The organism is Salimicrobium jeotgali, from assembly GCF_001685435.2.
GTDB classification, from domain to species: Bacteria; Bacillota; Bacilli; order Bacillales; family Halobacillaceae; genus Salimicrobium; species Salimicrobium album.
In genome coordinates this window covers 2228057-2253412 of record NZ_CP011361.2, presented here as the reverse complement: position 1 = coordinate 2253412, position 25356 = coordinate 2228057, and the positions used below count along the sequence as shown (strand labels likewise).

27 protein-coding genes are annotated in these 25356 nt (G+C 44.4%); 18 read left to right on the top strand and 9 right to left on the bottom strand.

Annotation, left to right across the window (positions count from 1 at the left end):
- Positions 1-304 precede the first annotated feature (304 nt).
- The 4 genes from AAV35_RS11265 to AAV35_RS11250 all read left to right on the top strand — a co-directional run bounded on the left by AAV35_RS11265 (position 305) and on the right by AAV35_RS11250 (position 4966).
- Entirely contained in the window at positions 305-1099 is a 795-nt protein-coding gene (locus AAV35_RS11265) for a zinc ribbon domain-containing protein (RefSeq protein WP_169819464.1), read from the top strand.
- Positions 1100-1140: 41 nt separating this feature from the next.
- Complete coding sequence (locus AAV35_RS11260) at positions 1141-2520, top strand: TcaA 3rd/4th domain-containing protein (RefSeq protein ID WP_008588016.1); 1380 nt, start codon at positions 1141-1143, stop codon at positions 2518-2520.
- Positions 2521-2752: 232 nt separating this feature from the next.
- Positions 2753-4273: an AbgT family transporter gene (locus AAV35_RS11255; protein WP_008588017.1), complete on the top strand. Its 1521-nt coding sequence runs from the start codon at positions 2753-2755 to the stop codon at positions 4271-4273.
- Positions 4274-4531: 258 nt separating this feature from the next.
- Complete coding sequence (locus tag AAV35_RS11250) at positions 4532-4966, top strand: DUF4181 domain-containing protein (RefSeq protein WP_008588019.1); 435 nt, start codon at positions 4532-4534, stop codon at positions 4964-4966.
- Between the two features lie 55 nt (positions 4967-5021).
- Here AAV35_RS11250 and AAV35_RS11245 read toward each other — a convergent pair whose 3' ends face one another.
- Positions 5022-5471, bottom strand: a complete 450-nt coding sequence (locus AAV35_RS11245; RefSeq protein ID WP_008588022.1) for a DUF1569 domain-containing protein — start codon at positions 5469-5471, stop codon at positions 5022-5024.
- 154 nt (positions 5472-5625) lie between these two features.
- The gene (locus AAV35_RS11240) at positions 5626-6852 is read right to left on the bottom strand and encodes an MFS transporter (RefSeq protein WP_008588024.1); all 1227 of its coding nucleotides are present in this window, start codon (positions 6850-6852) and stop codon (positions 5626-5628) included.
- A gap of 136 nt (positions 6853-6988) precedes the next feature.
- On the opposite strand from AAV35_RS11240, the gene AAV35_RS11235 reads away from it, so the two are divergent.
- Together AAV35_RS11235 and AAV35_RS11230 are read left to right on the top strand one after the other, a co-directional pair.
- A complete protein-coding gene (locus AAV35_RS11235; RefSeq protein WP_008588026.1) occupies positions 6989-7420 on the top strand; it encodes a MarR family winged helix-turn-helix transcriptional regulator in 432 nt (143 codons plus the stop codon).
- Positions 7421-8468: 1048 nt separating this feature from the next.
- Positions 8469-10307: a CocE/NonD family hydrolase gene (locus AAV35_RS11230; RefSeq protein WP_008588027.1), complete on the top strand. Its 1839-nt coding sequence runs from the start codon at positions 8469-8471 to the stop codon at positions 10305-10307.
- A gap of 240 nt (positions 10308-10547) precedes the next feature.
- On the opposite strand, the gene AAV35_RS14670 is transcribed toward AAV35_RS11230, so the two are convergent.
- The gene (locus tag AAV35_RS14670) at positions 10548-11204 is read right to left on the bottom strand and encodes a winged helix-turn-helix transcriptional regulator (RefSeq protein WP_008588029.1); all 657 of its coding nucleotides are present in this window, start codon (positions 11202-11204) and stop codon (positions 10548-10550) included.
- Between the two features lie 161 nt (positions 11205-11365).
- Between AAV35_RS14670 and hxlA the strand changes: the two genes are divergently transcribed.
- The gene (gene hxlA, locus AAV35_RS11220; protein WP_008588031.1) at positions 11366-12007 is read left to right on the top strand and encodes a 3-hexulose-6-phosphate synthase; all 642 of its coding nucleotides are present in this window, start codon (positions 11366-11368) and stop codon (positions 12005-12007) included.
- A complete protein-coding gene (gene hxlB / locus AAV35_RS11215; RefSeq protein ID WP_008588033.1) occupies positions 12004-12561 on the top strand; it encodes a 6-phospho-3-hexuloisomerase in 558 nt (185 codons plus the stop codon). The genes hxlA and hxlB overlap by 4 nt, the downstream gene beginning before the upstream one ends.
- A gap of 174 nt (positions 12562-12735) precedes the next feature.
- Here hxlB and AAV35_RS11210 read toward each other — a convergent pair whose 3' ends face one another.
- Positions 12736-13131: a DoxX family protein gene (locus AAV35_RS11210; RefSeq protein WP_008588036.1), complete on the bottom strand. Its 396-nt coding sequence runs from the start codon at positions 13129-13131 to the stop codon at positions 12736-12738.
- A gap of 130 nt (positions 13132-13261) precedes the next feature.
- Here AAV35_RS11210 and AAV35_RS11205 point away from each other — a divergent pair, with 130 nt between their 5' ends.
- From AAV35_RS11205 to AAV35_RS11195, 5 genes are all read left to right on the top strand, one after another.
- Positions 13262-13780: a GrpB family protein gene (locus AAV35_RS11205; RefSeq protein ID WP_008588038.1), complete on the top strand. Its 519-nt coding sequence runs from the start codon at positions 13262-13264 to the stop codon at positions 13778-13780.
- A gap of 173 nt (positions 13781-13953) precedes the next feature.
- Entirely contained in the window at positions 13954-14415 is a 462-nt protein-coding gene (locus AAV35_RS11200; RefSeq protein WP_008588040.1) for an SRPBCC family protein, read from the top strand.
- A gap of 178 nt (positions 14416-14593) precedes the next feature.
- Positions 14594-14761 carry a hypothetical protein gene (locus tag AAV35_RS14400; protein WP_156330847.1) on the top strand — a complete coding sequence of 56 codons (168 nt, stop codon included), beginning with the start codon at positions 14594-14596 and terminating at the stop codon, positions 14759-14761.
- A 375-nt stretch (positions 14762-15136) separates the two neighbouring features.
- Positions 15137-15298 (top strand): hypothetical protein, encoded by a 162-nt coding sequence (locus AAV35_RS14395; RefSeq protein WP_156330848.1) that lies wholly within the window; start codon positions 15137-15139, stop codon positions 15296-15298.
- Between the two features lie 311 nt (positions 15299-15609).
- Positions 15610-15987, top strand: coding sequence for an iron chaperone (locus AAV35_RS11195; RefSeq protein ID WP_008588042.1), 378 nt, complete (start codon positions 15610-15612; stop codon positions 15985-15987).
- 13 nt (positions 15988-16000) lie between these two features.
- Here AAV35_RS11195 and AAV35_RS11190 read toward each other — a convergent pair whose 3' ends face one another.
- Entirely contained in the window at positions 16001-17224 is a 1224-nt protein-coding gene (locus AAV35_RS11190; protein WP_008588044.1) for a DUF819 family protein, read from the bottom strand.
- Positions 17225-17363: 139 nt separating this feature from the next.
- Between AAV35_RS11190 and AAV35_RS11185 the strand changes: the two genes are divergently transcribed.
- Positions 17364-17909 carry a nucleoside/nucleotide kinase family protein gene (locus AAV35_RS11185; protein WP_008588046.1) on the top strand — a complete coding sequence of 182 codons (546 nt, stop codon included), beginning with the start codon at positions 17364-17366 and terminating at the stop codon, positions 17907-17909.
- A gap of 92 nt (positions 17910-18001) precedes the next feature.
- Positions 18002-18349 (top strand): nuclear transport factor 2 family protein, encoded by a 348-nt coding sequence (locus AAV35_RS11180; RefSeq protein WP_040609136.1) that lies wholly within the window; start codon positions 18002-18004, stop codon positions 18347-18349.
- A 108-nt stretch (positions 18350-18457) separates the two neighbouring features.
- On the opposite strand, the gene AAV35_RS11175 is transcribed toward AAV35_RS11180, so the two are convergent.
- Genes AAV35_RS11175 through fabF form a run of 3 tightly spaced genes read right to left on the bottom strand, consistent with a single transcriptional unit; the run spans position 18458 to position 21953 of the window.
- A complete protein-coding gene (locus tag AAV35_RS11175) occupies positions 18458-18931 on the bottom strand; it encodes an acyl-CoA thioesterase (RefSeq protein WP_008588049.1) in 474 nt (157 codons plus the stop codon).
- A gap of 31 nt (positions 18932-18962) precedes the next feature.
- Complete coding sequence (locus AAV35_RS11170) at positions 18963-20687, bottom strand: class I adenylate-forming enzyme family protein (RefSeq protein WP_008588051.1); 1725 nt, start codon at positions 20685-20687, stop codon at positions 18963-18965.
- Positions 20688-20720: 33 nt separating this feature from the next.
- Entirely contained in the window at positions 20721-21953 is a 1233-nt protein-coding gene (gene fabF, locus AAV35_RS11165) for a beta-ketoacyl-ACP synthase II (protein WP_008588053.1), read from the bottom strand.
- A 305-nt stretch (positions 21954-22258) separates the two neighbouring features.
- On the opposite strand from fabF, the gene AAV35_RS11160 reads away from it, so the two are divergent.
- Genes AAV35_RS11160 through AAV35_RS11150 form a run of 3 tightly spaced genes read left to right on the top strand, consistent with a single transcriptional unit; the run spans position 22259 to position 23721 of the window.
- A complete protein-coding gene (locus AAV35_RS11160; RefSeq protein ID WP_008588056.1) occupies positions 22259-23125 on the top strand; it encodes an alpha/beta hydrolase in 867 nt (288 codons plus the stop codon).
- 1 nt (position 23126) lies between these two features.
- A complete protein-coding gene (locus tag AAV35_RS11155; RefSeq protein WP_008588059.1) occupies positions 23127-23402 on the top strand; it encodes a hypothetical protein in 276 nt (91 codons plus the stop codon).
- A complete protein-coding gene (locus tag AAV35_RS11150; RefSeq protein ID WP_008588060.1) occupies positions 23392-23721 on the top strand; it encodes a YrhK family protein in 330 nt (109 codons plus the stop codon). The genes AAV35_RS11155 and AAV35_RS11150 overlap by 11 nt, the downstream gene beginning before the upstream one ends.
- A 60-nt stretch (positions 23722-23781) precedes the next feature.
- Here AAV35_RS11150 and ahpF read toward each other — a convergent pair whose 3' ends face one another.
- Positions 23782-25344 carry an alkyl hydroperoxide reductase subunit F gene (ahpF, locus tag AAV35_RS11145; RefSeq protein WP_008588062.1) on the bottom strand — a complete coding sequence of 521 codons (1563 nt, stop codon included), beginning with the start codon at positions 25342-25344 and terminating at the stop codon, positions 23782-23784.
- Positions 25345-25356: the final 12 nt, after the last annotated feature.

Sequence of the window (25356 nt, the reverse complement as noted above, 5' to 3'; positions counted from 1 at the left end):
AGGGAAGAGAACCTGTTGTCCAGCCGTACGATTTCAAATCGTACGGTTTTTTTAAGGAGTCACTTCTTCATTTTACATATTATGATGGGAATGTAAAAAATATAAGTAAAAATGACTAGACTTATTGATTTTTTTGCTATAATAGGACTAGAAATTTTTATTAGTAAAAAGAAAATAGTTATTCATCCTTGGAAAGGAGTATAAACCAGAAAAAAGTACTTATAACATTCTAATCGTCTGAAGCTTACTGCCTACATATTCAAATTATTACAGTAAATAAAAATTAAATAAAAAGGGTGGTTCAATGAAATGTCCACAATGTGACCATGAACAGGTAACCGGGAAGTTCTGCGGAAACTGCGGAGCACCAATGGAGCAATCAGCTGCTTCGATAGAAAATACCGGCGAAACCGCAACAATCGCTACAGAAAATCCTTCAGCAGAATCTGGAAAGCACTCGGTGGAAAGAGTCAAAAAAATGTCCGGAGACTACGGGCAGGGAGCTCTCCGTTTTCTGAAGCAGCCTTCGCTGGCTTTCCGTGCCGGGGAATCGGATTTCGTCCAGGGTCTTATCACGCTGATCGTATACATGGCAGCTTTTTCCTTAAGTATATATTTTCTTGCTAATTCCCTATTTCAACTGATGGGTCTGGGTTATGGTGAACCTTCTTCCCTGCCGTTCTTCAGCGTCAATTCGAGATTGTTTGCAGCTTCCCTGGTGGGGATGGCTATTTGTTTCGTTTCCCTGTTTATTATAGCAAAGGCAATGAAACTACAATTAAGCATAAAGCAGCTGGTCGCCCAATATGGCAATCTGGTTACTCCTTTTGCTGTTGTTAACGTACTTGCTATCGTCACCGGTCTCAGCGGAGCAGTAGTTATGACGTTTTTACTGCTCGGCATTTCCGGTGCTTTCGTGCTTATGGTGGTGCCGGTTTTATACATTTACCATTTGGGACTTGCGCTCATGCCGGAGCGGAATGTGTTCTACTGGAGCATAGGCACCGGTCTGCTGATTATGTTCATTTCATACTTACTTTGGAACATTATGCTTTCGGATATGTGGGAGGAACTGGATTCGTTTCTGTCTTATTTCTGATATCAGGAAATCACTGCTCATAGAGTAAAGGAGGAATACTATTGAAATATTGTACGAAATGTGGCGAGAGTCTTGGAGAAAATCAGACATTCTGTACTTCCTGTGGAGCGAAGCAGGAAGCAAGTCAGCCCCCCGGTCAGCATCGGACTTCGAGGAAACCGATGTCGAAGAAGAAAAAGGCGGGAGTACTCTCTCTTGTGACCCTCTTCGTAGTTGCGACGGGGGCGCACTTTATTTTTTCATCGATGAACGATCCGTTAAAAACGGTACAGGCTATGGACCGGGCTGTAACGGAGCAGGATGAGAAAGCTTTCTTCAATGAAGTCGGCGTAAACGAAGAAGCCTTACTTGATGAGAAGGGCTATTTGGCTTACATTCACTCTTCGGGCTGGGAAAACATGCGAGTCAAGCTGACCGAAGAATTCGAAAATGAGGAAGGTCAAATGTTCGATTTCGCTATATACGATGATAGCGGCGGTGAAGCGTTCACCGTAAAAGAGAATCCTGTCCTGTTCGGCTTGTATTCTGATTACGAGATTGAAGCGGTGCCTCATCAGGTGACAGCTTCTTCAAATATGGAAAATACGAGTATTTCCGTTGAAGGTAAAACGAAGAAAATGAAGGGGGAGCCTGAATACGAAGATCTCACTCTGGCTTATCCGGGAGAGTACGAGGTAGAGGCGAAGGCCAAATCCGAGTTCGGATCTTTCGAGTCCAAAGATATATTGAGCGTGCAGCCGAACGAATCCAATGAATCCGAATGGGCGATCGATTTCCCGGGGGACTCCTACACGATTGATACGAATGAAGAAGAGGCTATCCTGTTTCTCAATGGGAAAAGCACCGGTAAACCTCTGTCCGAATACGCGGAAATCGGCCCATTTCCTGAAGGAGAAGAAGTGACGGTTCACGCTGAATGGAAAGACGAGGAAGGCAAGACGCATAAGACGGACAAGGTGGAGGCACATTCCGAGCCATGGAGCTCCGTATCTTTGTATTTCGAAGAGCCTGAAACCGATACCGCTGCATATACTTCCGCAGATACGGAAAGCAGTGAGGATGAGCTGTTCAACGAAGAGACAGTGGAAGCGTTTATGATGCAGTTCCTATGGCAGAGCGTAGCCGCTTTGAACGCCAAAGATTTTTCGATTGTGGAACCATATTTCAGTACGTATGGTACCGGCAAGGAAGAATCCCGTGATTTTATTGAATCAGGTCGGGTGAATAACGAGACGCTGCTTGATGGGACGCTGATAGATCTGAAAGAAGTGAGCGATGATAAATACGAAGTAACGATGAGTGAAGATTATATTATCAATTACTCGGACGGGGACTACAAGGAACCGAACCTGGAGGCGACCTATACAGTCATAGAAGAAGACGATGAGCTGAAAGTGGATTCCTTCGTGGAGATCGATTGAGCTGTTTCAACAAGGAAATATGAAAATGTTACTGTCGAAAACAGGCGACCATTCATGGCGCCTGTTTTTTGTTAAAAGATTAAGAATAATAGTAATTTTACGTATTTTCGGAAGCATCTTCAATTTTGTCCGAGATGCTTTATACTGAAAACTATGGCAATAGATAAAAACGTTTTCAGCAGGAGTGCTCACTCCCGGTTTTATCTATATAACAAGAGAGGGGGAAATAGAATTGGCTGAAAAACGCAAAGGAATGTTTCAAAAAGGTTTAGATGGTATTGAATACATAGGAAACAAGCTGCCCCATCCGATTACGCTGTTTGCGATTCTGGCACTACTGGTGGTCGTGCTGTCCGCAATCGTTTCCAGTTTCGGATTGAGTGTTGAGCATCCCGGAGAAGAAGGGAAGATAGTTGAAGTAAACAACCTTCTCAGTGCGGATGGCATTGAATATATCTTCTCCAGTATGACTGAGAACTTTATCGGATTCGCTCCGTTAGGTGTAGTGCTGGTAACGATGCTCGGAATCGGAGTAGCCGAAAGAACAGGGCTGATCAGTGCATGCTTACGCGGCTTTGTGCTCTCAGTTCCTAAATCATTAATTACATACGGACTTGTATTCGCAGGTATCATGTCAAGTGTCGCTTCTGATGCCGGTTATGTCGTGTTACCGCCGTTAGGTGCCGTCATTTTCGCAGCGCTTGGCCGTCACCCGTTAGCAGGGCTTGCCGGTGCATTTGCGGGTGTTTCTGCAGGATTCAGCGCCAACCTGTTCTTATCGGCGACAGATCCCTTACTGGGAGAGTTGACGATTGATGCTGCTGCTATTATCGACCCTGCTTACGCGGAGACTATGAACATAGCGATGAACTACTACTTCATCTTCGTTTCCGTATTCCTGCTGACATTTGTAGGGGGATGGGTTACGGAGAAAATCGTCGAACCTCGACTCGGAGAGTATAAAGGCGAGTTCCGCGAAAAATTGGAAGGACTGGATGCTGCAGAAAAGAAAGGGCTTCTTTGGGCAGGTATCTCTGTCGTTATAGCGACCGTACTTATCGCTCTATTGATTCTTCCATCCGGAGCTCCTTTAAGAGGGGAAGACGGGGGCATTATACAGTCACCGTTCATGAGCTCACTCGTGCCGGTCATCACTATTCTGTTCTTTATTCCCGGAGTCTTTTACGGTATTGCCGTCAAAAACATCAAGAATGATAAAGACGTCGCCAATCAGCTGTCCGAAACGATGGCTTCCATGGGGATGTTCATTGTACTTGCTTTCACTGCCGGTCAATTCGTAGCCTACTTTTCGGAAACGAATATGGGGCTTGTGATCGGTGTGTACGGAGCGGAGTTATTGGGATCGGCCAACTTATCAGGGATTCCGCTAATCTTAGGATTTATTCTGGTAGCCGCTTTTATCAACCTATTCATAGGAAGTGCATCTGCAAAATGGGCAATGATGGCACCGGTATTTGTACCGATCCTGATGCAGCTCGGCTATTCACCTGAATTGACGCAGATGGCCTATCGTGTGGCAGATTCCACAACGAATATCATTACGCCTCTGATGACTTATTTTGCCATCATTATTGCATTCGCTCAGAAATACGATAAAAACATGGGAATCGGGACGCTCATTTCTGTTATGTTCCCGTACACGATCTTCTTCCTTGTATCGTGGACTATCATGCTAATCGTCTGGATGCTGCTTGGCATAGACCTCGGACCAGGTTCTCCTATCCATTATTAAGGAACCAACCGGATACTGAATGGTTATGTCCTGCGGCTTCATCAAAAATTCCGATCATCACAAAAGATGGTCGGAGTTTTTTGTCGTTTGGAAAAGGGCTGGCGGTCTTCTTAGGCTATGCAGCATCTGATTTATAATTTATTTTGTGTAATTAGCTTCCTGTTCTAAAAAAAGGAAAGATTGTTTTGAATTGTGAATTTTGAAATAATATAGTTATTCTTACACGCAATCTAACTGAATTATTGAAGGAGTGGCGGGATGTATAACTATGGCCTGGAGGCAGATTTCTGGTGGAGATTACTTCTTTTGATAGTTATCTTTTCCCTGCTGTTATTCGCTTTCGGTACAGTGGCGAGAAAATGGTGGAGGGTTAAAAGGGGTAAAATCTTAACCAATACCTATGTTAATGAAAGACATAAAAAGATCGATTGGTTCCTCAGAAGTTTATCTATCTTCAGCATATTGGCAGGGTTTGCGATAAATTCAACGAGACCTCCTTCAGAGTGGTATTGGTTTCTGCAGCCGTGGTTTATCGGTTTATTCTTTCTTTTTATCGGGGAAATAGTGAGAGCTTTCATGCAGTATAAGTATGCCGAAAATCATAACGCGTATAAAGTGACAATCAGTAATACCGTGTTCGCTATAATATTATACGTCACATTAGCGACGACGAATTTCTGGGGGCTGATGTAGTCGGGCGGATAGAGAACGAACCATAGCTTGTACGTGCTATTGATAAACTAAGTACTTATACACCAAATTGTTGCAAGTGGTGGTCCAGATGCTTGTATATCCCTTTCCCCCATTGCTCGGGTGTGAGCTTTCCGAAAAAAGGGTGCGGTCGCTCTGTACAAGGCGTTGGGCCCTTTTTCTGAAATGTTATCAGTTTTGCTTTAAGATTTTCCTTCTCCGTTTCAAAATCTTTTTGACTGGTGATCAATATATCAGGAATTGTAGGCATATTTCGGCTCAAAGGTTTGTCGTTATAAAAAAGGGGTTTTGCAAATCTGCCGAAGAATATACCTGACCAGCTTCTTGAGGGGGTTGAGTAACCCATTGCTACATCCTGAAAATAGGAGCAATGGGCGAGCATCTGCGATACATTCATCTTTCCCCATAGTGGTTGTGAATTAGTGGTTAACTTATCTATACGGTTTAGTATTTTATCTGCATGTGCGACTTCAAAAATGCTGTTCACTAGAACCCACCTTCCGTCATTGTTTATATAAAGCACAGAATGAAGAATAAATATAATGCTTCAGAGATAACATTATTATAACTTATCACTACGAATTTTCTCTCTGTTTTGTGAAAAAAATGACGCATCCGTTCGCCATCAGATAATATCAGCTTCAGTGACCTTCTGCTTCATCCACATGATGAATATGCTTCTGATTCATCAGTATAAACACCACGGATAGAAGAACAACCGTAGCACCCGTATAGAAAGGGACGCTTGGATTATAGATTTCGGACAATTTCCCTGCGAGGAAGGGGGCAAGTGCACCACCAAGGAAGCGCAGAAAACTGTAGGCGGCGGATGCTGTCGATCTGTTGACGGGGGTGGAATTCATGACGGCTGTCGTAATCAGCGTGTTGTTGTTGCCAAGTAAAGCTCCGGCGATGACGACGGCAGTGATGACGACCCACTGGGTAGATGTCCAGATGCCCATTGCGGCCAAGGCTAGTGCGAAAAGTACTAGCATTAGAGCTATAGCTTTGACCGTACCGAACCACTTCTGAAGTTTCGGTGCTGTAAAGACGGATGTAACTGCAAGTAAAATCCCCCAGCCGAGGAAAACCACTCCGAGTCCGTGTTCGTCCAGTCCGAGGACGAACGGGGAAAAGGCCAACAGGGTGAAAAATCCGTAATTATAGAGAGCAGCTGTGAAGCCCAGTACGAATAAAGGTCGGTGTTTTAAAGCACGGAACGGGTCGACGAGTGAGGCTTTCTTATTGTTTACCTGACTGCTCGCCGGTGCTTTTGGCATCATTGTCATAAGACCGACGAAAGCGATCACCATGAGAACGGCCACACCGAGAAAGGGTCCTCTCCAGGAGAAAGCACCGAGCCACCCACCGAGAAGTGGGCCGACGGAGATGCCGAGGCCGATTGCTGCTTCGTATAAAATAATTGCTTTAGCATTACCGCTGTTGGAAAGCGTGACGATGGCAGTGAGGGCAGTCGCTACGAACAAGGCGTTGCCGAGACCCCAGCCTCCACGGAGGAAGATCAGCTCCCAGATGCCATTCGACAGTCCGCCGAGTCCGGAAAACAGGGCGATGATCACAATACCGGATAGAAGTGTTTTTTTCATACCGATCCGGGATGTGATTACTCCAGTCACGAGCATCGCCACGGCCATGACGGCATTGTAGCTGGTGAACAGGAGTGTCACTTCGCTTGGAGCCGCATCAAGCTGGGTGGCAATGGCTGGAAGGATCGGATCTACCAGGCCGAGCCCCATAAAGGCGATGATACAGGCGAAAAAGACCGCCCAAACGGCTTTCGGTTGTTTTAAAATACCCGGTTCTTCAGTAATCGTAATCGGAGGAACCGGGTTCGGTTTTGTAGACATCAGGCATTCTCCTTTAAACTGTTTGTATTGTACAATTAATAACTTGTATAATACAACTATAATCTTTTTCATGTCAAGACGAGTGCGGGAATATGTTATGCTTGAACGAAAAAGCAGGCAGAGGGAGGTGTACAGAATGAAGGAAGACTCTGTTGAATTAATCGAGAGACAAATAACAGATTTTGTACGAAGAATAGTGATGACGGAACAGAGAGAAGGGCGAATGGAGCGCTCGGCTTATATTTTATTGAGACAGCTCTACACATACGGTCCGGCCGGAGTGAAAGCACTGGCAAATCACCTTCAGTTGGACATTTCTACTGTGAGTCGCCAGGCTTCTTCCTTAGTGGAGAAAAATTACGTAGAGAAACTTCCGAATCCGGATGATAAACGGTCGTATTTTTACAAAATCACGGAACTCGGATCGGAAGAACTCGAAAGCAATCGGCGTGAACGGTTCCAGCGTCTGAACGAGATGCTCGAGGGATGGACGGAAGAGGAACAGGAGACGTTCGGAAGATTGCTCAAGCGATATAACAACACGGCGAATAAGCGGCTGAATATGTGATAGAGATATCGATTGTTTTCGCCAGATATTCCTTTTACTTAATCAAAAGAACTTGTTAGTTCGATAAATCTACTCAGCACGGAAAGCGTTTACACTTCTGTTCTGAAAAAAAGGAAGGATGGTCACTGAATTTCGGAAAAAACGGTGACCTGTTTCACGTATTTGAATTCTATTACTAAAGGAGTGGCGGAATGTATACCTATGGTATAGAGGCAGATTTCTGGTGGTTGATGTAGTTTAAAAAAGATTGTTTTAAATTAAGAATTTTGAAATGATAGTGTGTGGTGAAGGAGGAGATTAATCCTGAAAAAAGCTTACTGGATACTTCCAGCAATAATGATAATGGTAGGGCTTTCTATACTTGTATTTAACAACTATAAAGATGCAAAAGCTGTGCCTTCTGATTCGTGGGCTAGAGAGATAGAGCTTGCTACTACACCTGTTCAATCCGATATTCTATCGAAACGAAGGGCTAACGGAGACTATGATTTTTCTTATTTTACTGCTGACGGGTTAGAGAGTAGGGATTACAGTAATTCTTTAGAGTTAGTTGATTAAAGAAACTATGACATTCCCTATACTAAATGGACAGAAATCATCCCTCTTGAAAATGGAGCGGTTTACCAATGGGGAGAAAACATTTATTATTCAAACGGTAAATCCTTGGAGGAAGAGCTTTTGATCGAAGGGGCACCGGAAGAAACCTTGATAAATGTCTATCAACCGAAGATAACTGATACATACATAATGCTTAGTGATGCGAAAAGAAACATTATTGAATTATAAAATATAACGCTTAATTTTACTATAATTTGACAACGCTTTCATGAACCATTATAATCGATTTAACAAGTTAAAGTAGTGGTGGAGAAATGGAGACCCATGCTGGAATAGTACTTCTTCAGTGAAGTATGTCTATTACAGTGTGGGTTTTTGTGTTTTTACATACCTGTTTGATTATATAGCAATTAAATGAAACGGAGGTGGTTCACGTTCGAATGGTGGAGGGATTATGGGATTAATTACAAATGGGAGGTAAAAGAGTAAGATGAAAAATACAAAAAGAAAATCTAAATTATATTTAATAATATCGTTAATATTAGTAGTTGGTGGTGTTATCGGTGCATCTTTGGTCCAGACTTCTGGTGGTGAAGTGGAGGTTAAAGAAATGAAGTGGGAGACGCCTTCCGGGCATAGGATGAGTGCGTTTTTATTTACGCCTGAAGGTGTGTCTGAAGATAACCCTGCGCCAGGTATAGTTACTAGTCATGGCTGGTATAATAACAAAGAAATGCAGGATATGAACTTCGTTGAATATTCCAGAAGAGGATATGTTGTTATGTCCATAGATATGTATGGCCATGGAGAATCTGAAGCTGTCAGTCCCGATGAGTGGCCAGAACGAGGGACAGGCATGTATGATGCTGTAGAACTAATGACAGACCTACCATACATAGACACTTCCAGGATTGGAATAACAGGTCATTCTAACGGCGCTCGAGCTGCCAATTGGTCTATTGACCTGGACAATGAAAAAGAGAACCAATTGATAGATTCAGTACTATTGGTAGCAAACGACGCGGACTATATAAATCCGGACACTGAGGAATACTATAATAAATACGGGAACAGAGACGTGGGGATCGTGGCAGCTCAATATGATGAATTCTTTTTCCGAACTGAAAATCCTGATGGTACAATGACTGCCCCGAGAGATTTTATAGATACGGATAACGCCCAGTCGTTTCTACATTTCGGTGAATCACCTGAAAATATTGAATCCACTCGTTCCAGTTATGAAATGTATGAAAAAGAAATTAATGGAGAATCGACTACACGTGTAATTTACAATCCGTCTCAGACACATCCGTGGAACCATTTTTCTGGTCATGTAGCGACACAGAGTATAAACTTTTTTGATGAAACATTGGGGAATCCGGAAGATATACCAGCAGAGGAACAAGTGTGGCAGTTCAAAGAATTTTTTAACTTATTAGGCCTTATCGGTTTTGGAATGTTCCTCGTAAGTTTTACGAAGACGCTATTGTTTACAGGACCATTTTCAGAACTACGTGCACCACAAGAGCCATCACCAGCTGAATTAGCAACGAAGAAGCAAAAAGCGTGGTTTTGGGGAGGGCTTGTAGCCAGTGCAATCTTTTCAGGAGTTTCTTATATCGCCTTGTTTAACTGGACGGCGGTGAATCGCCCGGATTTCTTTCCTCAGGCATATACATTTTATGTGGGGACATGGGCAGCATTAAATGGATTATTTGCTATATTGTTAGTGTTCCTGTCCCGCAAATTTACAGATAGTGAGCACAAATCCAAGTTAAAGGATGTAGGAGTATCTGTTAGCCTGAGAACGCTTGGTAAAACGGCGTTGTTGGCTCTCATTGTAAGTGCTGCTGCATTTGGTTTGGTTTTTGTCAGCGACTATTTATTTAATACAGACTTTCGAATCTGGTTCCTGGCGGTTACGGACTTTACGCCGGACAAACTCATTATTGGATTAAAATACCTGCCGTTTTTCTTAATATATTTCGTGGCTAATTCCATAGTAGTAAACAGTTTCAACTATTATAGGAACGGAAAAAAAGAGTGGGTAAACACTGCTTTGCTAGCTCTTTTTAACGCACTCGGGCCGATAGTGGTGCTCGCTATCCAATACACCAATTTCTTTGTTACGGGACATGTATTTTTTGAAAACGTATCCGCTATTGTAGGTATTTGGCTGATTAGTTTTCTAGTCATATTACCTGTGGCTGCGATAATCTCAAGGAAGATTTTCAAAGCAAGCTTGAATCCTTACCTAGGAGGAATAATTATTGCCATAGTTGTTACGTTAATTTCTGTTAGCAATACTTTGACACAATTACCAAACTAATTAACAGGGGAATATACGTAATGGCCTACCGTGAACGTTGGTAGGCCTTTTTTTAAATGTTCGTTTCGTTGGAAAATGTTTGGAATAATAATAGCATAAGCGTAAAAAAAGAAAACTTTTTAAAAGAACCTGTTGTTTACTGAAGCGACAGGTTTTTTGGAGTTTATGTTTGAATTGTTAGACGCTTTACTATTTTATTCTCTTGGAAATGAATAATCCTATCGCTCGAAGCGACAATTTCTATACTTCACCATGCCGGGCTATATAGCGGCTACCCCATTCTTCCAGGGCTGTTAAGATTGGAAATAAGCTCATCCCCTGGTCCGTCAGTGAATACTCCACTTTGGGAGGGACGACCGGATACACTTCCCGGTGCATAAGCCCGTCTTCTTCCATTTCTCTGAGCTGAGCCGCCAGCATTTTTTTCGTGATGGACGGGATCAGTTTTCTCAGTTCCCCGAACCGCTTCGTCCCTTTCAGACCGACGTGGCACAAAATAATGAGCTTCCATTTCCCTTCGATTACAGAAAGGGTCCGAAGTTTCTCCGCATACATACTCTGCTCTGCGTCCGCATGTACCGGATGGTTACTCCCCCACTCATACAGCATATCCAGAATAGGCAAGAGACTTTCCCCTTCCGCGGTCAGGGAGTATTCCACTTTCGGCGGCACTACACGATACACTTCCCGGTGCACAAGCCCGGTTTCTTCCAATTCTTTGAGCTGGTTCGTCAGCATCTGCTGGGTGATCCCGGGGGTCAGTTGTTTCAGCTCCCCAAAGCGTTTCGTTCCCTGTAACCCGAGGTGACATAAAAGAGTGAGCTTCCACTTTCCTTCGAGCACGGCCAGCGTTATTTCTTTTTCAGGATAAAATCCTTTGAGATTTTTATTGATCATTCTATCCCTCTTTCACGCATTAGTCTGTTTTAGGATACTATATCAGAAAAAAGTGCCTACTTACATAAAATAGGATTCCCCTTTACTATTACGGGTGAAGCAGAAAGATTCATTCTCTGTACACAGGAGAAAAATCAGACTAACAGCAGGAGGAACTTTTAATGAAATTACAATTAGCACTGGACCTTGTAAATATCCCGGAAGCGAAGGAATTGGTGAAAGAAGTAGAAGACCACATTGATGTGGTGGAAATCGGCACCCCGATCATAAAAATAGAAGGACTGAAAGCAGTACGGGAAATGAAAGAAGCGTTTCCGAATCTTGAGGTGCTGGCTGACCTGAAAACGATGGATGCGGCAGCATATGAAGTACAAAAAGCATCCGAAGCGAATGCTGATATCGTAACAGTACTCGGTGCGGCTGAAGACGAGTCCATCAAAGGGGCCGTGGAAGAAGCGCGGAACCAGGGGAAAGAAGTACTAGTCGATCTGATTGCGGTGAAGGATATAGAAACGCGTGCCAAAGAACTTGATGAACTGGACGTGGACTACATCTGCGTACACACGGGCTACGATCTTCAGGCTGTCGGAAAGAACTCTTTCGAAGACCTGCAGACGATCAAAAACGTAGTTAAAAATGCGAAAACAGCTATCGCCGGCGGAATTAAACTGGATCAGCTGGAAGAGGTAATCAAAGTTCAGCCGGATCTCGTCATCGTAGGCAGCGGAATTGCCGGTCAGGAAGATAAAAAAGCTGTCGCTGCAAAAATGCAGGAAATGATCCGTCAGGGGTCTACAGCTTGAGAACTGTAGAATTTTTGCAACAGATTATCCAGGAATTACAGCACTCCGCCGATGTAATTCCGGATGAGGAAGCGGAAAGAGCAGCAGAAGAGATTCTGGCAGCCGGAAAAGTCTTTGTAACCGGAGCCGGAAGATCCGGATTTATGGCGAAATCCTTCGCTATGCGGCTTATGCACATGGGAATCGATGCTTACGTTTTAGGAGAGACGGTGACACCGAATTTTGAAGCTGATGACATTCTGCTCATCGGTTCAGGTTCGGGGGAGACGAAGGGACTGGTTTCTGTCGCCGAAAAAGCAAGAAGTATCGGTGGAGTCATCGCTGCTGTTACGCTGGTTCCGGACTCCACAATCGGCAAAATCGCTGACTTCACGGTTACTCTTCCTGGTGCCACAAAGGACAGAAGCGATAGCAACCATTCGACTATCCAGCCGATGGGCTCCCTGTTTGAGCAGACCCTGCTCCTCTTTTACGACGCTATAATTCTTAGAGTCATGGAGAAAAAGGGGCTGGACACGGATAAGATGTACGGCAAACACGCTAATCTTGAATAATAATCTGATGGAGAGCAGTAATGGGTGACCATTGCTGTTTTCTTTATGTGCAAGATGGTGGTGGCTGTAATTTTTCATTTTAAAAAATTAAAAATTTACTCAAATTCTGAAGTAGATGGGTAACGTCTTTTTTGTGCGGCGTTTCCGAGCTAATCCACGTAATCCTTCCGCAATTTAGTTCTCGTTCTTTCTATATTTCGTAATCACTTCGGAGATCGCCAGTTTTCTGCTTCCTGTAGCGGCCAGTACGATGGATAGAGCGAGCAGGGAAAGAGGGAATTCAAAACCTCCGATGAGTCCTGCAGGCAGTTTCGCTAATACAATAGCTCCTATCATCGTTAATCCGAGCAGAATAGAGGATGGCACGACGAATATCCCGAGTATCAGGGCCAGACCTCCCCCAATTTCAATCAATACAGTAATATAGGCAAGCAGCGCCGGCTGGCCGATTTTATCGAACGTAGCGATTGTATTATCTATCGCTCCAGCTTTCTGGAGACCATGTGCTAGCATAATAACACCGAGAACCATTCTTCCTGCGAGCAGGCCCCATTCCATTCTTTTATTCATAAGTAACACCTCATTTTCATGAGTTATTCAGAATACATTCCAAAGAAGAAATTGGATCAGTTGTGCTGTTCATAGGGAACTTAGGGATAGTATTATGAGGTTATATAACGTTCGAAAAGGTGGAATTGGTATGAGAGTCGAAGTGAGAAGATACGAAGGACGATGGAAGGAACTGTTCGAAGAGGAAGCACGGAGGATTGAAGCTATTTTTGGGGAAGAACTTTTCAACATTCATCACATCGGCAGTACTTCCGTCTTCGGTTTAAAAGCCAAGCCGATCATAGATATTATGCCGGTAGTAGGAAATATTGAAAAAGTAGCGATTTTCAATGAACAGATGGAAAGGATCGGTTATGAACCCATGGGGGAGTTCGGTATAGAGGGCAGACGATATTTCAGAAAAGGCAGAGAGCACAGAACACATCAGGTGCACATCTTCCAGGCAGATAATGAACAGGACATTAAACGTCATTTAGCCGTAAGAGACTATCTCTGTGCGCACAAGGAAGAAGCAGAGCGTTATGGAGATTTAAAAGAAAGACTCGCAAAGAAATTCCCTGAAAATATCAGCGGTTATGCGGATGGAAAAGATAAGTTTGTTAAAGAGTTAGAAAGAAAAGCGCTTCGGTGGTACGGGAACATACGTTAATTTCCATGTGGAAACGATTCGCAATCGCATATTCTGCTGGAAAGTAATTAATTCAGGAGAGAAGTGCAGAAACCATTTAACGTGAATGACAGCTGACCATGGTACCTGAAAAAATACAAAGAGGGATTAACTTGCGATGAAAAGTGGTAAGGACTACTCAGAGGTGAAAGCAATTGAAAATATATAAAATTGAAAGAACCCAGCAGCTTCCAATAAGCTTAGATGAAGCGTGGTCGTTTTTTTCGAGTGCAGGGAACTTATCCAGAATTACGCCCCCATGGATGAAATTCGAAGTTACCGGAGAGCTCCCTGAACACATGTATCCCGGAATGATTGCCACTTATCATCTGCAGCCGGTGCTCGGGATTACACTGAGCTGGATGACGGAAATCACTCACGTGGAGGAGAATAAGATGTTCGTCGACGAACAGCGTCACGGTCCATTTCGGTTCTGGCATCACCAGCATCATTTTAAAGAAGTGGAAAACGGCGTGGAGATGACGGATATTGTTCACTACGCACTCCCTTTCTCTAAGGTCGGAAGAATAGCTCATCGCTTGAATATAAGGAAGAAGCTGGAGGAAATTTTCAGGTATAGGCATCAAAAGGTAGAGGAGATGTTTAAAGGTAGATAAATCTTTCCCGCGAAACTATAGAAAACCCTGTCTCTGTGGCTTAGTTTGCCTGAGGAAAGGGTTTTTTTATGAATTAAACAAAAGAAAAATTTATCTGAATAAATCAAATAATCAGACATATTTGCTGAATCATGCTATTATATAAGTGAGTAAATAGACTGGAAGGGAGGGAGGGCTAATGGAAAAGCAGGAGAAATTCACTGTAAACAAGAAAAAGCAGACCCGGACTAAAGAGATTTCAATGATGATCAGTGAAGGGGGTCTGGGTGCCGACAGATACTATAATATTAAGTACATGAAGCCTTCACGTGAGAAGGCAGCTAAAAAGCAGAAGGATGGAGCGTAATTATTGAAGGTTTGCCGCTTCCGTATGAAACGAATATTGATTGTATAGAGGGCCGGCGGGGCACATTTTATTTATGACAACTGTATAATGCGGATAGGGCGATTGTTCAACTGCGAGCGATCGCTCTTTTTATTATAAGAAGTGAATGCAGAAAAAGAAATCGAAACATTCTGTACTATTTCGAAACGGAACTAAGTTGGAATCGTAGGTAATAAAAAGAGTCCAATAGGGCTAAGGATTTATATAAGGGGATATATTCAATGCATAGAGTGGAATGGAAGGGTACGTCAGCATAAAACACTGGATTTTATATCGGATTCACTTCCTATTTGCAGGCTAGGGTCTTACAGTTGTTTTTATTGGGGAGAGGTGAGCATGCAGGAAATAGATTACTTAAATGTATTTTTATCAATTGTGATTATTATATATGGAGGGTATTTAGTAATAGCTGATTATCCTGATTTGTATATATTTGGAGTATTTTTTTCAGTTGCAGGAATATTCAGTTTAATAATGGATTTAGTGAAAAATACTTAAAAAGATCAGCTGATTAAACAGATAGGTGACAAGGACGTGGTAAAAGGAGGTAACTTTGATAAATATCTTAATTTAAATAACTTCGACCGTAGTTGTGATCACCATGTTTTCCTTTGCTTATAAAAATAAGCTTTGAAGCTGTTAAAGAAGGAATAGGGCATGATAAGTCTTAACAATGGAAAAATCAGCTCAGAATTTTGGTCCTGTAAAAGAGGAAATTAAGGAAGTTCACTATAAACCTCAAGCATCTGTGAGAGCGTATTACATAAACAAATGAATCGATTGATCATGAATAGATAGGAGGAACAATCATGCAATATGATGTCGAAACTCCGGAGGACTATTACAAAGCGATGGAGGAAGATTGGAGAAAAGAAAGGTTGTTGAAAGTCAGAGAATATATTTTGACACATGGACCGGAACTGAAAGAGGGTATTCAGTACAAAATGCTGAGCTTCGGATCGGACTCATCCATCGTTTTTCATTTAAATGCCCAGAAATCTTATGTAAGTCTCTATGTAGGAGATATCGAAAAAATCACGGGAGACGAGGAATTGCTGAAAGGTTTGGATTATGGAAAAGGGTGTATCCGCATTAAGAAGTCGGTCGATCTGGATAAAAGCAGGCTTGAAGAATTCGTGAGAAAAACTGTTGAAGCATGGAGAGGGGGCAGGGACGTATCCTGTTAAGCCCCTCTCCCTGTTACAGCAGTGTCTGGAACCAGGCGCCGAGACCTGTTCCGATGTAGTTCCCGATAATATACCCGAGAGTACCGACGAGCAGAATGGGAACGATCAGTCTGTTCCATCCTTTGGCAATCGCCATCGCGGCAGCTGTTGTAGGACCACCGAGGTTGGCATTGCTGGCAAGCAGGATTTCCTCCAGGTTAAATCTGAACAGTTTACCAAGTGTCAGGGAGAAGAACAGGTTCATTAATACAATAATGAGCACAAAAACGAGCAGGAGCGGCGAGGTGGTGACTACCAGTGCAATAGAAGCCGGGACCCCGATAACTACGAAAAATAAATAAATCAGGAACGTTCCGAGCTCCTGGGTCCCCTGCAGATTTTCGAAATAATCAGGAGCCAGAAGCACGGCGATGACGGTCAACGTAGTAAGCATGAGATACTGATCACCAATAATGCCTCTGAGCAGATCATAAAATATATTTGCATTTTCCCCGCTCGGGATAACGCCGGCAAAGAAGTCCGCCAGCTGGAACGAGACGGCGACGAGGGTGAATGCCGTCGCAATACTGGAAGCGATGTCTTTCAAAGAAATCTCCTTTCGTTTCCAGAAGGAAGCTGCCTGGGTTTCGTCGTCTCCGGCGGCATTTTTTTCGACTTCTTCCATGTGCGGCGTTTTATAATTTTTCCGAAAGAAATTGACGGCAGGGATTCCCATCAGGACAAAGAAGAAAAGAGCCATCATGGCATTATCAGCCACGACTGTGGCCGAGACAAGATCACCGGGAGCTTCGAATTTAGCGGACATTGCTGCAAAATTGACGCCACCACCTGTGTAGGAGCCGGCCATCATCGCACCAATTTTATCCAGGTGCGGAATTATGTCTTTCAGCAGCATAAATGAGAGAATTGCGCCAGCTACTGTACCGATAGTGCTGAGGAGGAATATTGCCAGCATCCGTCTGCTTTCCTGCCAGATTTTTTTGATATTGGCCTGAAACAACAAGAGGGGGATGGCAAGAGGCACTACGTAGCCCCAGACCGCATCATATACACTCGATTCCAGAGGGATTACGTTGAAGTTAGCGAGAGCCATTGCTCCAATCAGGGCGATGATGGCACCGGAGATTTTCGATGCCCACGTATATTTCTGTTCCAGATAAATACTTATGGCTGCCCAGCCCGTAAGAAACGCCCAGAGGGCCCACGTATTATCCGGGGATATTAATGACGTTTGCAAATATATCACCTCTCAATATGTATTCTGCAGTTTTTATTACCATAGCAGGAATGGAAACCGTTTTCAATAACGAGTGAATCAGACTTGCTATCAGTGGAAAGACCACCTATTATATCTAAAAAGGAAGGGGGATGGTCACTTGTATAAACCAGTAGTAATGGCCGTCAGTTCAGTTTCAGGGGGAGGAAAAACAGCGGTAGCCAGAGCACTAAAAGCCAGGGTGAGTTCAGCTGAAATTCTGTCTTTTGATAACTATGATTTTCCTGGAAGTCCAAGTGACGTGGTTCAGTGGGTGAAGGAAGGAACTGATTACAATCGATGGAACTTAAAACCTTTAGCCGAAGATTTGAATTTGCTAATAAAAGACGTGCATTCTCCTGAGTACATAATATTAGATTACCCGTTTTCCTATAAGCACGATGTGATTAAAGGTTACATCGATTTTTCGATATACATCGATACTCCTTTGGATATAGCTATGGCAAGGCGGCTGACCAGGGACTATTCCGTAGAAACGTCAAGCGAAATTTTGAGTGCTTTAAGATTCTATCTAGAGTATGGCAGAGAAGCCTACGTGGAAATGGAAAATACGATAAAATCAGATGCGGATCTCATTGTGGATGGGACTTTACCGATTGCTGATCTGGTGAATAGTATTTTATTAGAGTTGGAAATAGAATCTTAATATACAGTAATCCTTACAAGTAATTAATTTAAAAGTAGATAAAAACCCGGAGGAATATATAGATGAAACGACTTCAGAGGGGAAGGAAGAATATGATTGAAGATCTTAAAGCAGAACTGAAAGAGTTGGAACAAGCACATGTGAATATCGAAGTAAGAGCATCTGCAGAAAGACTTGGTGAAATTCTGGCTGATGATTTTCGAGAAATAGGCAGTTCAGGAATAATGCTTAATAAAGAAGATTGTCTGGTGGACGGTGTAGTTTTGTCAGAAATGAGTATACATAATTATGAGGTGGAACAGTTAGCCCCTGACATTGTACTTGCCACTTACTATATTAAGGATGAAACGAGGGAAAGAAACACCTTGAGAAGTTCAATATGGAAACGGATAAACAACAGATGGCAACTGTATTTTCACCAGGGGACAGTATCTAAGTGATATAACCGATAATATACAAAAGCCTCCGGCACTTTGAAAAACGTTTCCAGCTCCCGCAAAGGTTACGGGTTATGGAAACGTTCATCTTTGGATTGCCGGGGTTTCTTCTTATGCCTGTTCCCCGTACTCCCTGATGATTTCATAAATCTCGGGAGCTGATCGGTTAAGGCGGATCGGCTTAAAGTTTTCGTTGACCCACGTATGTTCCGTGCTCCCGGAGGCAATGAGTTCACCGCTGGGCCGGGAAACAATTTTGTCCAGGTGATCACTCTCTGCTTCTTCCGATAATTTCCGCGCTTCGTAGACGAATTTCAGTTTCAGCGGGGAATAGTCCGCAATTTTAGTGAAAAGGACAATACAATCATCAAAAGTAGCGGAACTTTTATATCGGCAGTCCACATTTGCCACAGGTAGCGAGAAGCCTTTGGATTCAATTTCTTTATAGGCGATGCCGTAATGTCGCATGAATTCAGTGCGGGCGATTTCAAACCAGTTGATGTAATTTCCGTGATGGACTATTCCCATCCGGTCTGTGTCCTTGTAAGGGACACGGTAATTTGTTTTATGCCATTGCGCGGTCAATGGATGACCCCCTTCCTTTATTTGTGCCTCGCTACTTATGATCCAACCGCTCTTTTGCCAATTCCTGAAGGCGGAATTTCTGGACTTTCCCCGTACTGGTCATAGGCCATTCCGACGAATCGATAAAAAAGACGTGTCGCGGTACTTTAAATTTAGCGAGTCGTTCGGCACACCAGCGGGTAATATCTTTCCTTCTCAATGTTGCCCCTTCCTTTAATTCGACGAAAGCCGCTCCGGCTTCCGTTGTGAGTTTATCTTTAACGCCGACGACCTGTACTTCTTTCACTTCCGATAGATGGGAAATTGCAATTTCCACTTCTCTCGGAGAAACGAGTTCCCCGGAGACTTTAAACATTTCCTTGCTTCTGCCAAGCATTTGGATATAACCGTTCTCGTCGATCCTTCCGACGTCCCCCGTTTTCAGCCAGCCGTCTTTGTCGATGGCCTGTGCTGTTTCCTCGGGTTTCTTGTAATAGCCGTGGGTCACGGTGGCGCCTCTGACCGCCAGTTCTCCCATTTCCCCGTGGGGTAAATCTTCCCCCGTGTCCCGGTGAACGGTTTTATACTGAACGCTGCTCCCGTTAAATTCGGGAAGTCCGCTCACACCGTTTAGTTTGGGACGGCCGACGCGAGTGGCAACACGCTCCAGAGGGTCTCCGATTTCAGTAGTTACGCCTGAAGAGACGACTTCCGTCTGACCGTAACCCGTAATTATTTCAGTGATATCGAGTACATCCACGGCTTGTTGCCACGTCGACACGGGAGCAGCGGCTGCTCCACACCACATAGCAAACAATGAAGACAGATCAAATTCTTCCACCTGTGGATGGTTCAATACGGGTGTCAGCATCGAAGGAACGCAGAGATAATCGTTGGCCCTGTACCTTTCCATTAATTCCAGTGAACGTAAAGGGGAAGCCCCTAATGCGGAAACAATAGAGCCGCCGACAAAAGACATAGCGAACAAAGCTTCGATAATCGCAAAACAATGATAGAAAGGCAGGGGAGCAAAAGTAACTCTTCCATTCTCAATGGCCCGACTTAAAACAGTGCCGTAGGAACACCGGAGGAGCATGTCATCTGTCAGCATAACTCCTTTAGGATTCCCAGTGGACCCTGAGGTGTACATAATAATAGCTACTTCCTCGGGATAGAGGGATAACGCCCGCTGTTTACTCAGTGCCGAAGTGGTCACCGTCCCGGCGCCTTCCAAAAAACCACCCCAGGACAGGAAGTGTTCATCGACCGGTTCTTCTCGTTCCGGGCCGAAACTGATGACTTGTTTAAGACTGCTCTGTTTTTTAAAAGAAGGAGTGGAGAATAGTTCTTTCACGGCCTCGCCGTGGTGCTTGTCTTTAATCTGCTCCTGAACAATTAAATAATGGGAGTCCGACTGTGTTAAAATGTACCCCAGTTCGTTTTTGGTTAACATAGAATTGATCGGGATAAGTACAGCACCAATCATGGATGTGGCGATCATAAGCGAAGGAAAGTGTTCATTATTGTCCATTAAAACAGCTATATGCTCTCTTCGTTTGACTCCCAGGTTCAGGAACCCTTTCGCATAAGTGAGTGCCTGCTCCCATATCTCCCGGTATGTATATTCATTATCGTGAATGTACAGGTAGGGACGGTCGGCATAGGTATGAACCGCTTTCTCAAAATGGCGGGCTACGGTGTCCCGGGGCCATACAGGGAATTGTTCTTCGATTCGATTTCTGCGTTCTTCCACACGTTCCGCTATAGAATTTGCCAAAATGATTCTCCTTCCTCTGTCCGAAGTGCTCCGTTAATGATATTTTTTAAAAGTTAATACGGCATTATGACCACCGAAACCAAAACCGTTGGATAAAGCCACTTCCACTGATCCTTTCTCTGCTTCGTTCGATACATAATCCAACGTACAGTCGGGATCGGGGTGATGCAGATTAATTGTGGGAGGAAAAGTATCGTTCTGCAGACTTTTTAGTGTGATGATACTCTCAACACCACCAGCCGCTCCGAACAAGTGTCCAGTCATCGATTTGGTAGAGCTTACTTTCAACCCGCCTGCATCGTTACCGAAGAGCCCCTGGATAGCTTCTGTTTCAGATATGTCACCCGTAGGAGTCCCCGTTCCGTGGGCGTTGATGTAATCGACATCTTTTGTAGAGAGACCGGACCGCTCCAGTGCAAGTTTCATAGCTTTTTGTGCACCGAGTGGAGAAGGGCTGGTCATATGGTAAGCATCTGTTGTACTTCCGTACCCGATGATTTCGCCGACAATTTCTGCGCCGCGCTGTTTAGCGTAGTCGTAATCTTCCAGGAGCAATACCCCGGCTCCTTCAGCCATAACGAATCCGTCCCGGTCCCGGTTGAACGGCTGAGAAGCCTGTCCGGGTGTTTCGTTTTTCGTGGACATGGCCCCCATTTTTGCAAAACCGGCAAAATAAAGCGGGTTGATCGGTGCCTCTGATCCACCAGCAATCATAACGTCCGCATAGCCGTGAGCAATGGTGTGGTAAGCCTCTCCAATGGCATGGTTACCTGTGGCGCAGGCGGAGGACGGGGAGAAACTTGGCCCTGTAAAGCCTGTTTTGATTGCAGTCAGACCGCTCGCCATATTAGTGATGGAAGTGGGCAGCATGAAAGGGGAGACGCGTTTCGCTCCCTTATCAAGCATCGTTTGATAGTTCTCCATTAAAGTATTCAATCCGCCGGCACCGGAGCCTATGTAGATGCCCGCGCGGTCCTTATCCAACTTTTTAAGCGGAAGGTCCGACTCTTCCAGGGCCTGTACGGCTGCCGCGTAGGCATACTGAACGAATAAATCGTGTCGCTTCGTTTCTTTGGGTTCAAGATATTCCTCACCCCGGAAATCTTCTACACAGCCTGCAATACGTGTGTTTACCTGATCGAAATCGCTCGAAGTAAGTTGTTGAATCCCGGAATTTCCGCGTTTAATGTTATTCCACAGGGTCTCCGTATCATTTCCGAGAGGGGAGATGGTCCCTGTTCCTGTAATGACCACTCTTCGTTTCATAATGCTGACCTCCTTTGCTGCTGAAAAAAATCGCAGTAGGTATTTTCCAAATAGTTCGCGAATAGCACAACCATATTTTAACATGAAGCCTTATTTGTTTCATATCAGGTCATGTTAGCTGATAGTAATTTTGTGTCTTTTTGAAGTATTTTTTGAAAAGCTCAAAAAATCAAAAAATGTAATGTGATAATATAGTTCATAAGAAAAAAACTGTGCTTAGCAGGAATCAACTAAGAGGATTAGTCAATAGAGACTGAACAGAAGGTACGTCTTTTTAAATTGTCTGCAGCAAAGAGGTGAGTAAAATGCTCAGCACTACTTATGAATACTTCGCAGAAAAAGTCGGGGCAGGGGAATCGGTGATTTTTCTTCCTGCCGGAGGATTTTCCGGTAATGAAGGTTTGAATATAGCCGAATACCTACAGGTTGATTTTGAGACTCATATGATTGATTTGCCGGATATCGGCAGAAGTAGCGGCATCAGTGGAAAGGTGACATCCATTGTGCTGGCGGACTGGGTGAAAGAATACATGGACCGGAGGGAAATGAAGAACGCGGTGGTAATCGGACACTCGTTAGGCGGGGCTGTCGCTCTGTCTTTCGCCAGACACTATCCAGAGCGGGTGCGTACCCTGATTTTATTGGATCAGGGACACAAACCTTTCCCGAAAGTGCCGACTTCGGAATTCGGAATTTTCGCTTACGCTTTTCCATTACTGAATGCGGGAGTGAAGCTGTTCGGAGAGCGTCTGTTAAAAAGACTGGAAACATTTTTTAAAGAGAGTGGAAACGGTGATTTTGATAGGCAGGTTACCAATTTTTGTGCACATGTAAATGTAGAAGAAACTCGGTACGTGCGTACGGCTTTACGATCTCAAACCGACTTTTCCGCCCGCGGGCTGAACTTGATGTTCGGGTACTACAACCTTGATATCCCCGGTCTCCTTAATAATATTGCTGTGCCTACCCGCGTATACTATGCAACATTCGCCGAGCTGGATGATAGAGAACGGAGAAGAACGGAACATTATGTAAAAAAACTCAGGGACCGTCGTCTTCCCGTGACCTGGCATGCTGTAAAGGGCGGACATTTTGTTCACTGGAACGAAAATTTTTCATTAGAGGATATAAAGCAGAATGCGATGTTTCGAAGAGGGGAAGGAGGGAAATAACGTGAGTGGGTTAACAATCTTATCTATTATTATGACAGCAGCTCTTATTGTTTCCATACTAATTACTATCAGGAAAAGAAGGGAAGAGGGCGCTGACGGAATCAAAAGTGCCCTAACTTCCATTTGTTTCTATCTTATTACCGTGACGAATCTCGTGGCCTACTGGTTTGATATGTTGGGACTAGTATCCTGGTCTCTTACTGTTATTTTACTAATCGCAGGTGCCTATTTTACGAAATACCTGCCGGAAAGAAAGGAGCGGAACTATGGCCGTTGATACCAACGAACAGGAGAACCGTAGTGAGGGTAATTCTTCCAGAGAAACGTATATCAATGACCAGATGCAGAAACACTCGCCATTTTTCAGGAAAATATACCATACCCTATATACGATCAACGATTTTCTGCTGGGGCTGTGGTTTTTCCTCGGGAGTGTCTGTTTTTATTTTGAGGAGCCCTGGCGTGTAATAGGGGTTACTCTATTCGTGGTGGGGAGTTTTCAATTTCTTCTCAGACCTTCGATCCGTCTCGTCCACGAGTTCCATGCACGACGTCATTACGGAGAAGAATACGATAAGCAGCAGAGCGGGCAATAGCTTTCGTCTGCCATAACAAAAGCCGCCTTACCATAATGGTAAAGCGGCTTTTTTGAATGTTTATGAAGTGACTGCTTCGCTTTCGGCAGGAGCCGTGTTGCGAATCAGATAGTCGAAAGCACCGAGGGCAGATGTTGCACCCTGACCCATGGAAATGATGATCTGCTTATAGGCACTGTCTGTACAGTCGCCTGCCGCAAAAATTCCGGGTACGTTTGTTGCACCTTTTTTATCGACTACGATTTCACCGGTTTTCGTACGCTCAATGGAATCATCGAGCCATTCAGTGTTCGGTACGAGACCGATCTGGACGAAGACACCTTCGAGTTCCAAGTGGCGTTCTTCCCCGCTTACGCGGTCTGTGTAAGTCAGGCCGTTCACTGTCTCGTCTCCTGTAATTTCCGTCGTCTGTGCGTTTGTAATAAACGTTACGTTCGGAAGACTGTGAAGACGATCCAGCAGTACGGAGTCCGCTTTCGATGCGGAAGAGAACTCAAGGACTGTGACGTGTTTAACCACGCCTGCAAGGTCGATGGCTGCCTCCACACCGGAGTTGCCGCCGCCGATGACCGCAATGTCTTTTCCTTCGAACATCGGTCCGTCACAGTGCGGGCAATAGGCTACTCCTTTGTTCTTGAATTCCTGTTCGCCGGGAACGCCGATATTACGCCAGCGGGCGCCTGTGGAGAGAATGGCTGTTTTACTTTGCAGAACAGCTCCGTTTTCCAGCTCCACTTCGATGTGGTTATCTTTACGTTCGATATTCGCAGCTTTTACCTGATTCATCACGTCCACATTGTAACCTCCGACGTGTTCGTGAAGATTGGAGGAAAGCTTCGGTCCGTCTGTTTCCTGGACGCTGATAAAGTTTTCGATAGCGTTCGTATCGAGAACCTGGCCGCCGACACGGTCGGTAAGCAGTCCTGTACGGATGCCTTTACGTGCAGCATAGATAGCGGCACTTCCGCCGGCCGGGCCTCCGCCTACGACAAGAACATCAAACGGGTCTTTCCCTTCGAATTCAGAGGAGTCGGGACCGCTTCCGAGAGCAGAGAGAATCTCTTCCAGCTCCATGCGGCCGCCGCCCCATTCTTCATTGTTCAGGAAGACGGTCGGTACGCCCATAATGTTTTTGCTGTCGACTTCGTCCTTGAAAGCGCCGCCTTCGATCATGGTGTGGGAAATACGCGGGTTGACCACGCTCATGATGTTCAATGCCTGAACGACGACAGGACAGTTGTTACAGCTTAAGCTGACGTACGTTTCGAAATGATAGTCTTCATCAATCGCTTTGATGCGATCAATCACGCTCTGTTCAACCTTCGGCGGACGACCGCTCACCTGAACGAGCGCCATGACGAGAGACGTGAATTCGTGTCCGAGAGGAACCCCGGCGAATGTGATGCCGGTCTCTTCATCCGGACGATTGACACTGAAACTTGGCGTGCGTTTCAGCTCTGTCTTCTCTACGTTTATGCGGGAAGACATGGTGGACAGTTCATCCACCAGCTCGAGCATCTCTTTGGATACGTCATCCGAGCCTGCACTTACTTTCAGGACGATGTCGCCTTCAAGCAGCTGAAGATATTGTTCAAGCTGTGCTTTAATATCTTTGTCTAGCATATTTTATCCTAC

What these genes read in the sequence shown, in the direction of transcription:
- AAV35_RS11265 (WP_169819464.1), top strand. Translation starts at nt 305, where the DNA reads ATGAAATGTCCACAATGTGACCATGAACAGGTAACCGGGAAGTTCTGC.
- AAV35_RS11250 (WP_008588019.1), top strand. Translation starts at nt 4,532, where the DNA reads ATGTATAACTATGGCCTGGAGGCAGATTTCTGGTGGAGATTACTTCTT.
- AAV35_RS11240 (WP_008588024.1), bottom strand. Translation starts at nt 6,852, where the DNA reads ATGTCTACAAAACCGAACCCGGTTCCTCCGATTACGATTACTGAAGAA.
- AAV35_RS11235 (WP_008588026.1), top strand. Translation starts at nt 6,989, where the DNA reads ATGAAGGAAGACTCTGTTGAATTAATCGAGAGACAAATAACAGATTTT.
- AAV35_RS11230 (WP_008588027.1), top strand. Translation starts at nt 8,469, where the DNA reads ATGAAAAATACAAAAAGAAAATCTAAATTATATTTAATAATATCGTTA.
- AAV35_RS14670 (WP_008588029.1), bottom strand. Translation starts at nt 11,204, where the DNA reads ATGATCAATAAAAATCTCAAAGGATTTTATCCTGAAAAAGAAATAACG.
- hxlA (WP_008588031.1), top strand. Translation starts at nt 11,366, where the DNA reads ATGAAATTACAATTAGCACTGGACCTTGTAAATATCCCGGAAGCGAAG.
- AAV35_RS11210 (WP_008588036.1), bottom strand. Translation starts at nt 13,131, where the DNA reads ATGAATAAAAGAATGGAATGGGGCCTGCTCGCAGGAAGAATGGTTCTC.
- AAV35_RS11205 (WP_008588038.1), top strand. Translation starts at nt 13,262, where the DNA reads ATGAGAGTCGAAGTGAGAAGATACGAAGGACGATGGAAGGAACTGTTC.
- AAV35_RS14400 (WP_156330847.1), top strand. Translation starts at nt 14,594, where the DNA reads ATGGAAAAGCAGGAGAAATTCACTGTAAACAAGAAAAAGCAGACCCGG.
- AAV35_RS14395 (WP_156330848.1), top strand. Translation starts at nt 15,137, where the DNA reads ATGCAGGAAATAGATTACTTAAATGTATTTTTATCAATTGTGATTATT.
- AAV35_RS11195 (WP_008588042.1), top strand. Translation starts at nt 15,610, where the DNA reads ATGCAATATGATGTCGAAACTCCGGAGGACTATTACAAAGCGATGGAG.
- AAV35_RS11180 (WP_040609136.1), top strand. Translation starts at nt 18,002, where the DNA reads ATGATTGAAGATCTTAAAGCAGAACTGAAAGAGTTGGAACAAGCACAT.
- fabF (WP_008588053.1), bottom strand. Translation starts at nt 21,953, where the DNA reads ATGAAACGAAGAGTGGTCATTACAGGAACAGGGACCATCTCCCCTCTC.
- AAV35_RS11160 (WP_008588056.1), top strand. Translation starts at nt 22,259, where the DNA reads ATGCTCAGCACTACTTATGAATACTTCGCAGAAAAAGTCGGGGCAGGG.
- AAV35_RS11150 (WP_008588060.1), top strand. Translation starts at nt 23,392, where the DNA reads ATGGCCGTTGATACCAACGAACAGGAGAACCGTAGTGAGGGTAATTCT.
- ahpF (WP_008588062.1), bottom strand. Translation starts at nt 25,344, where the DNA reads ATGCTAGACAAAGATATTAAAGCACAGCTTGAACAATATCTTCAGCTG.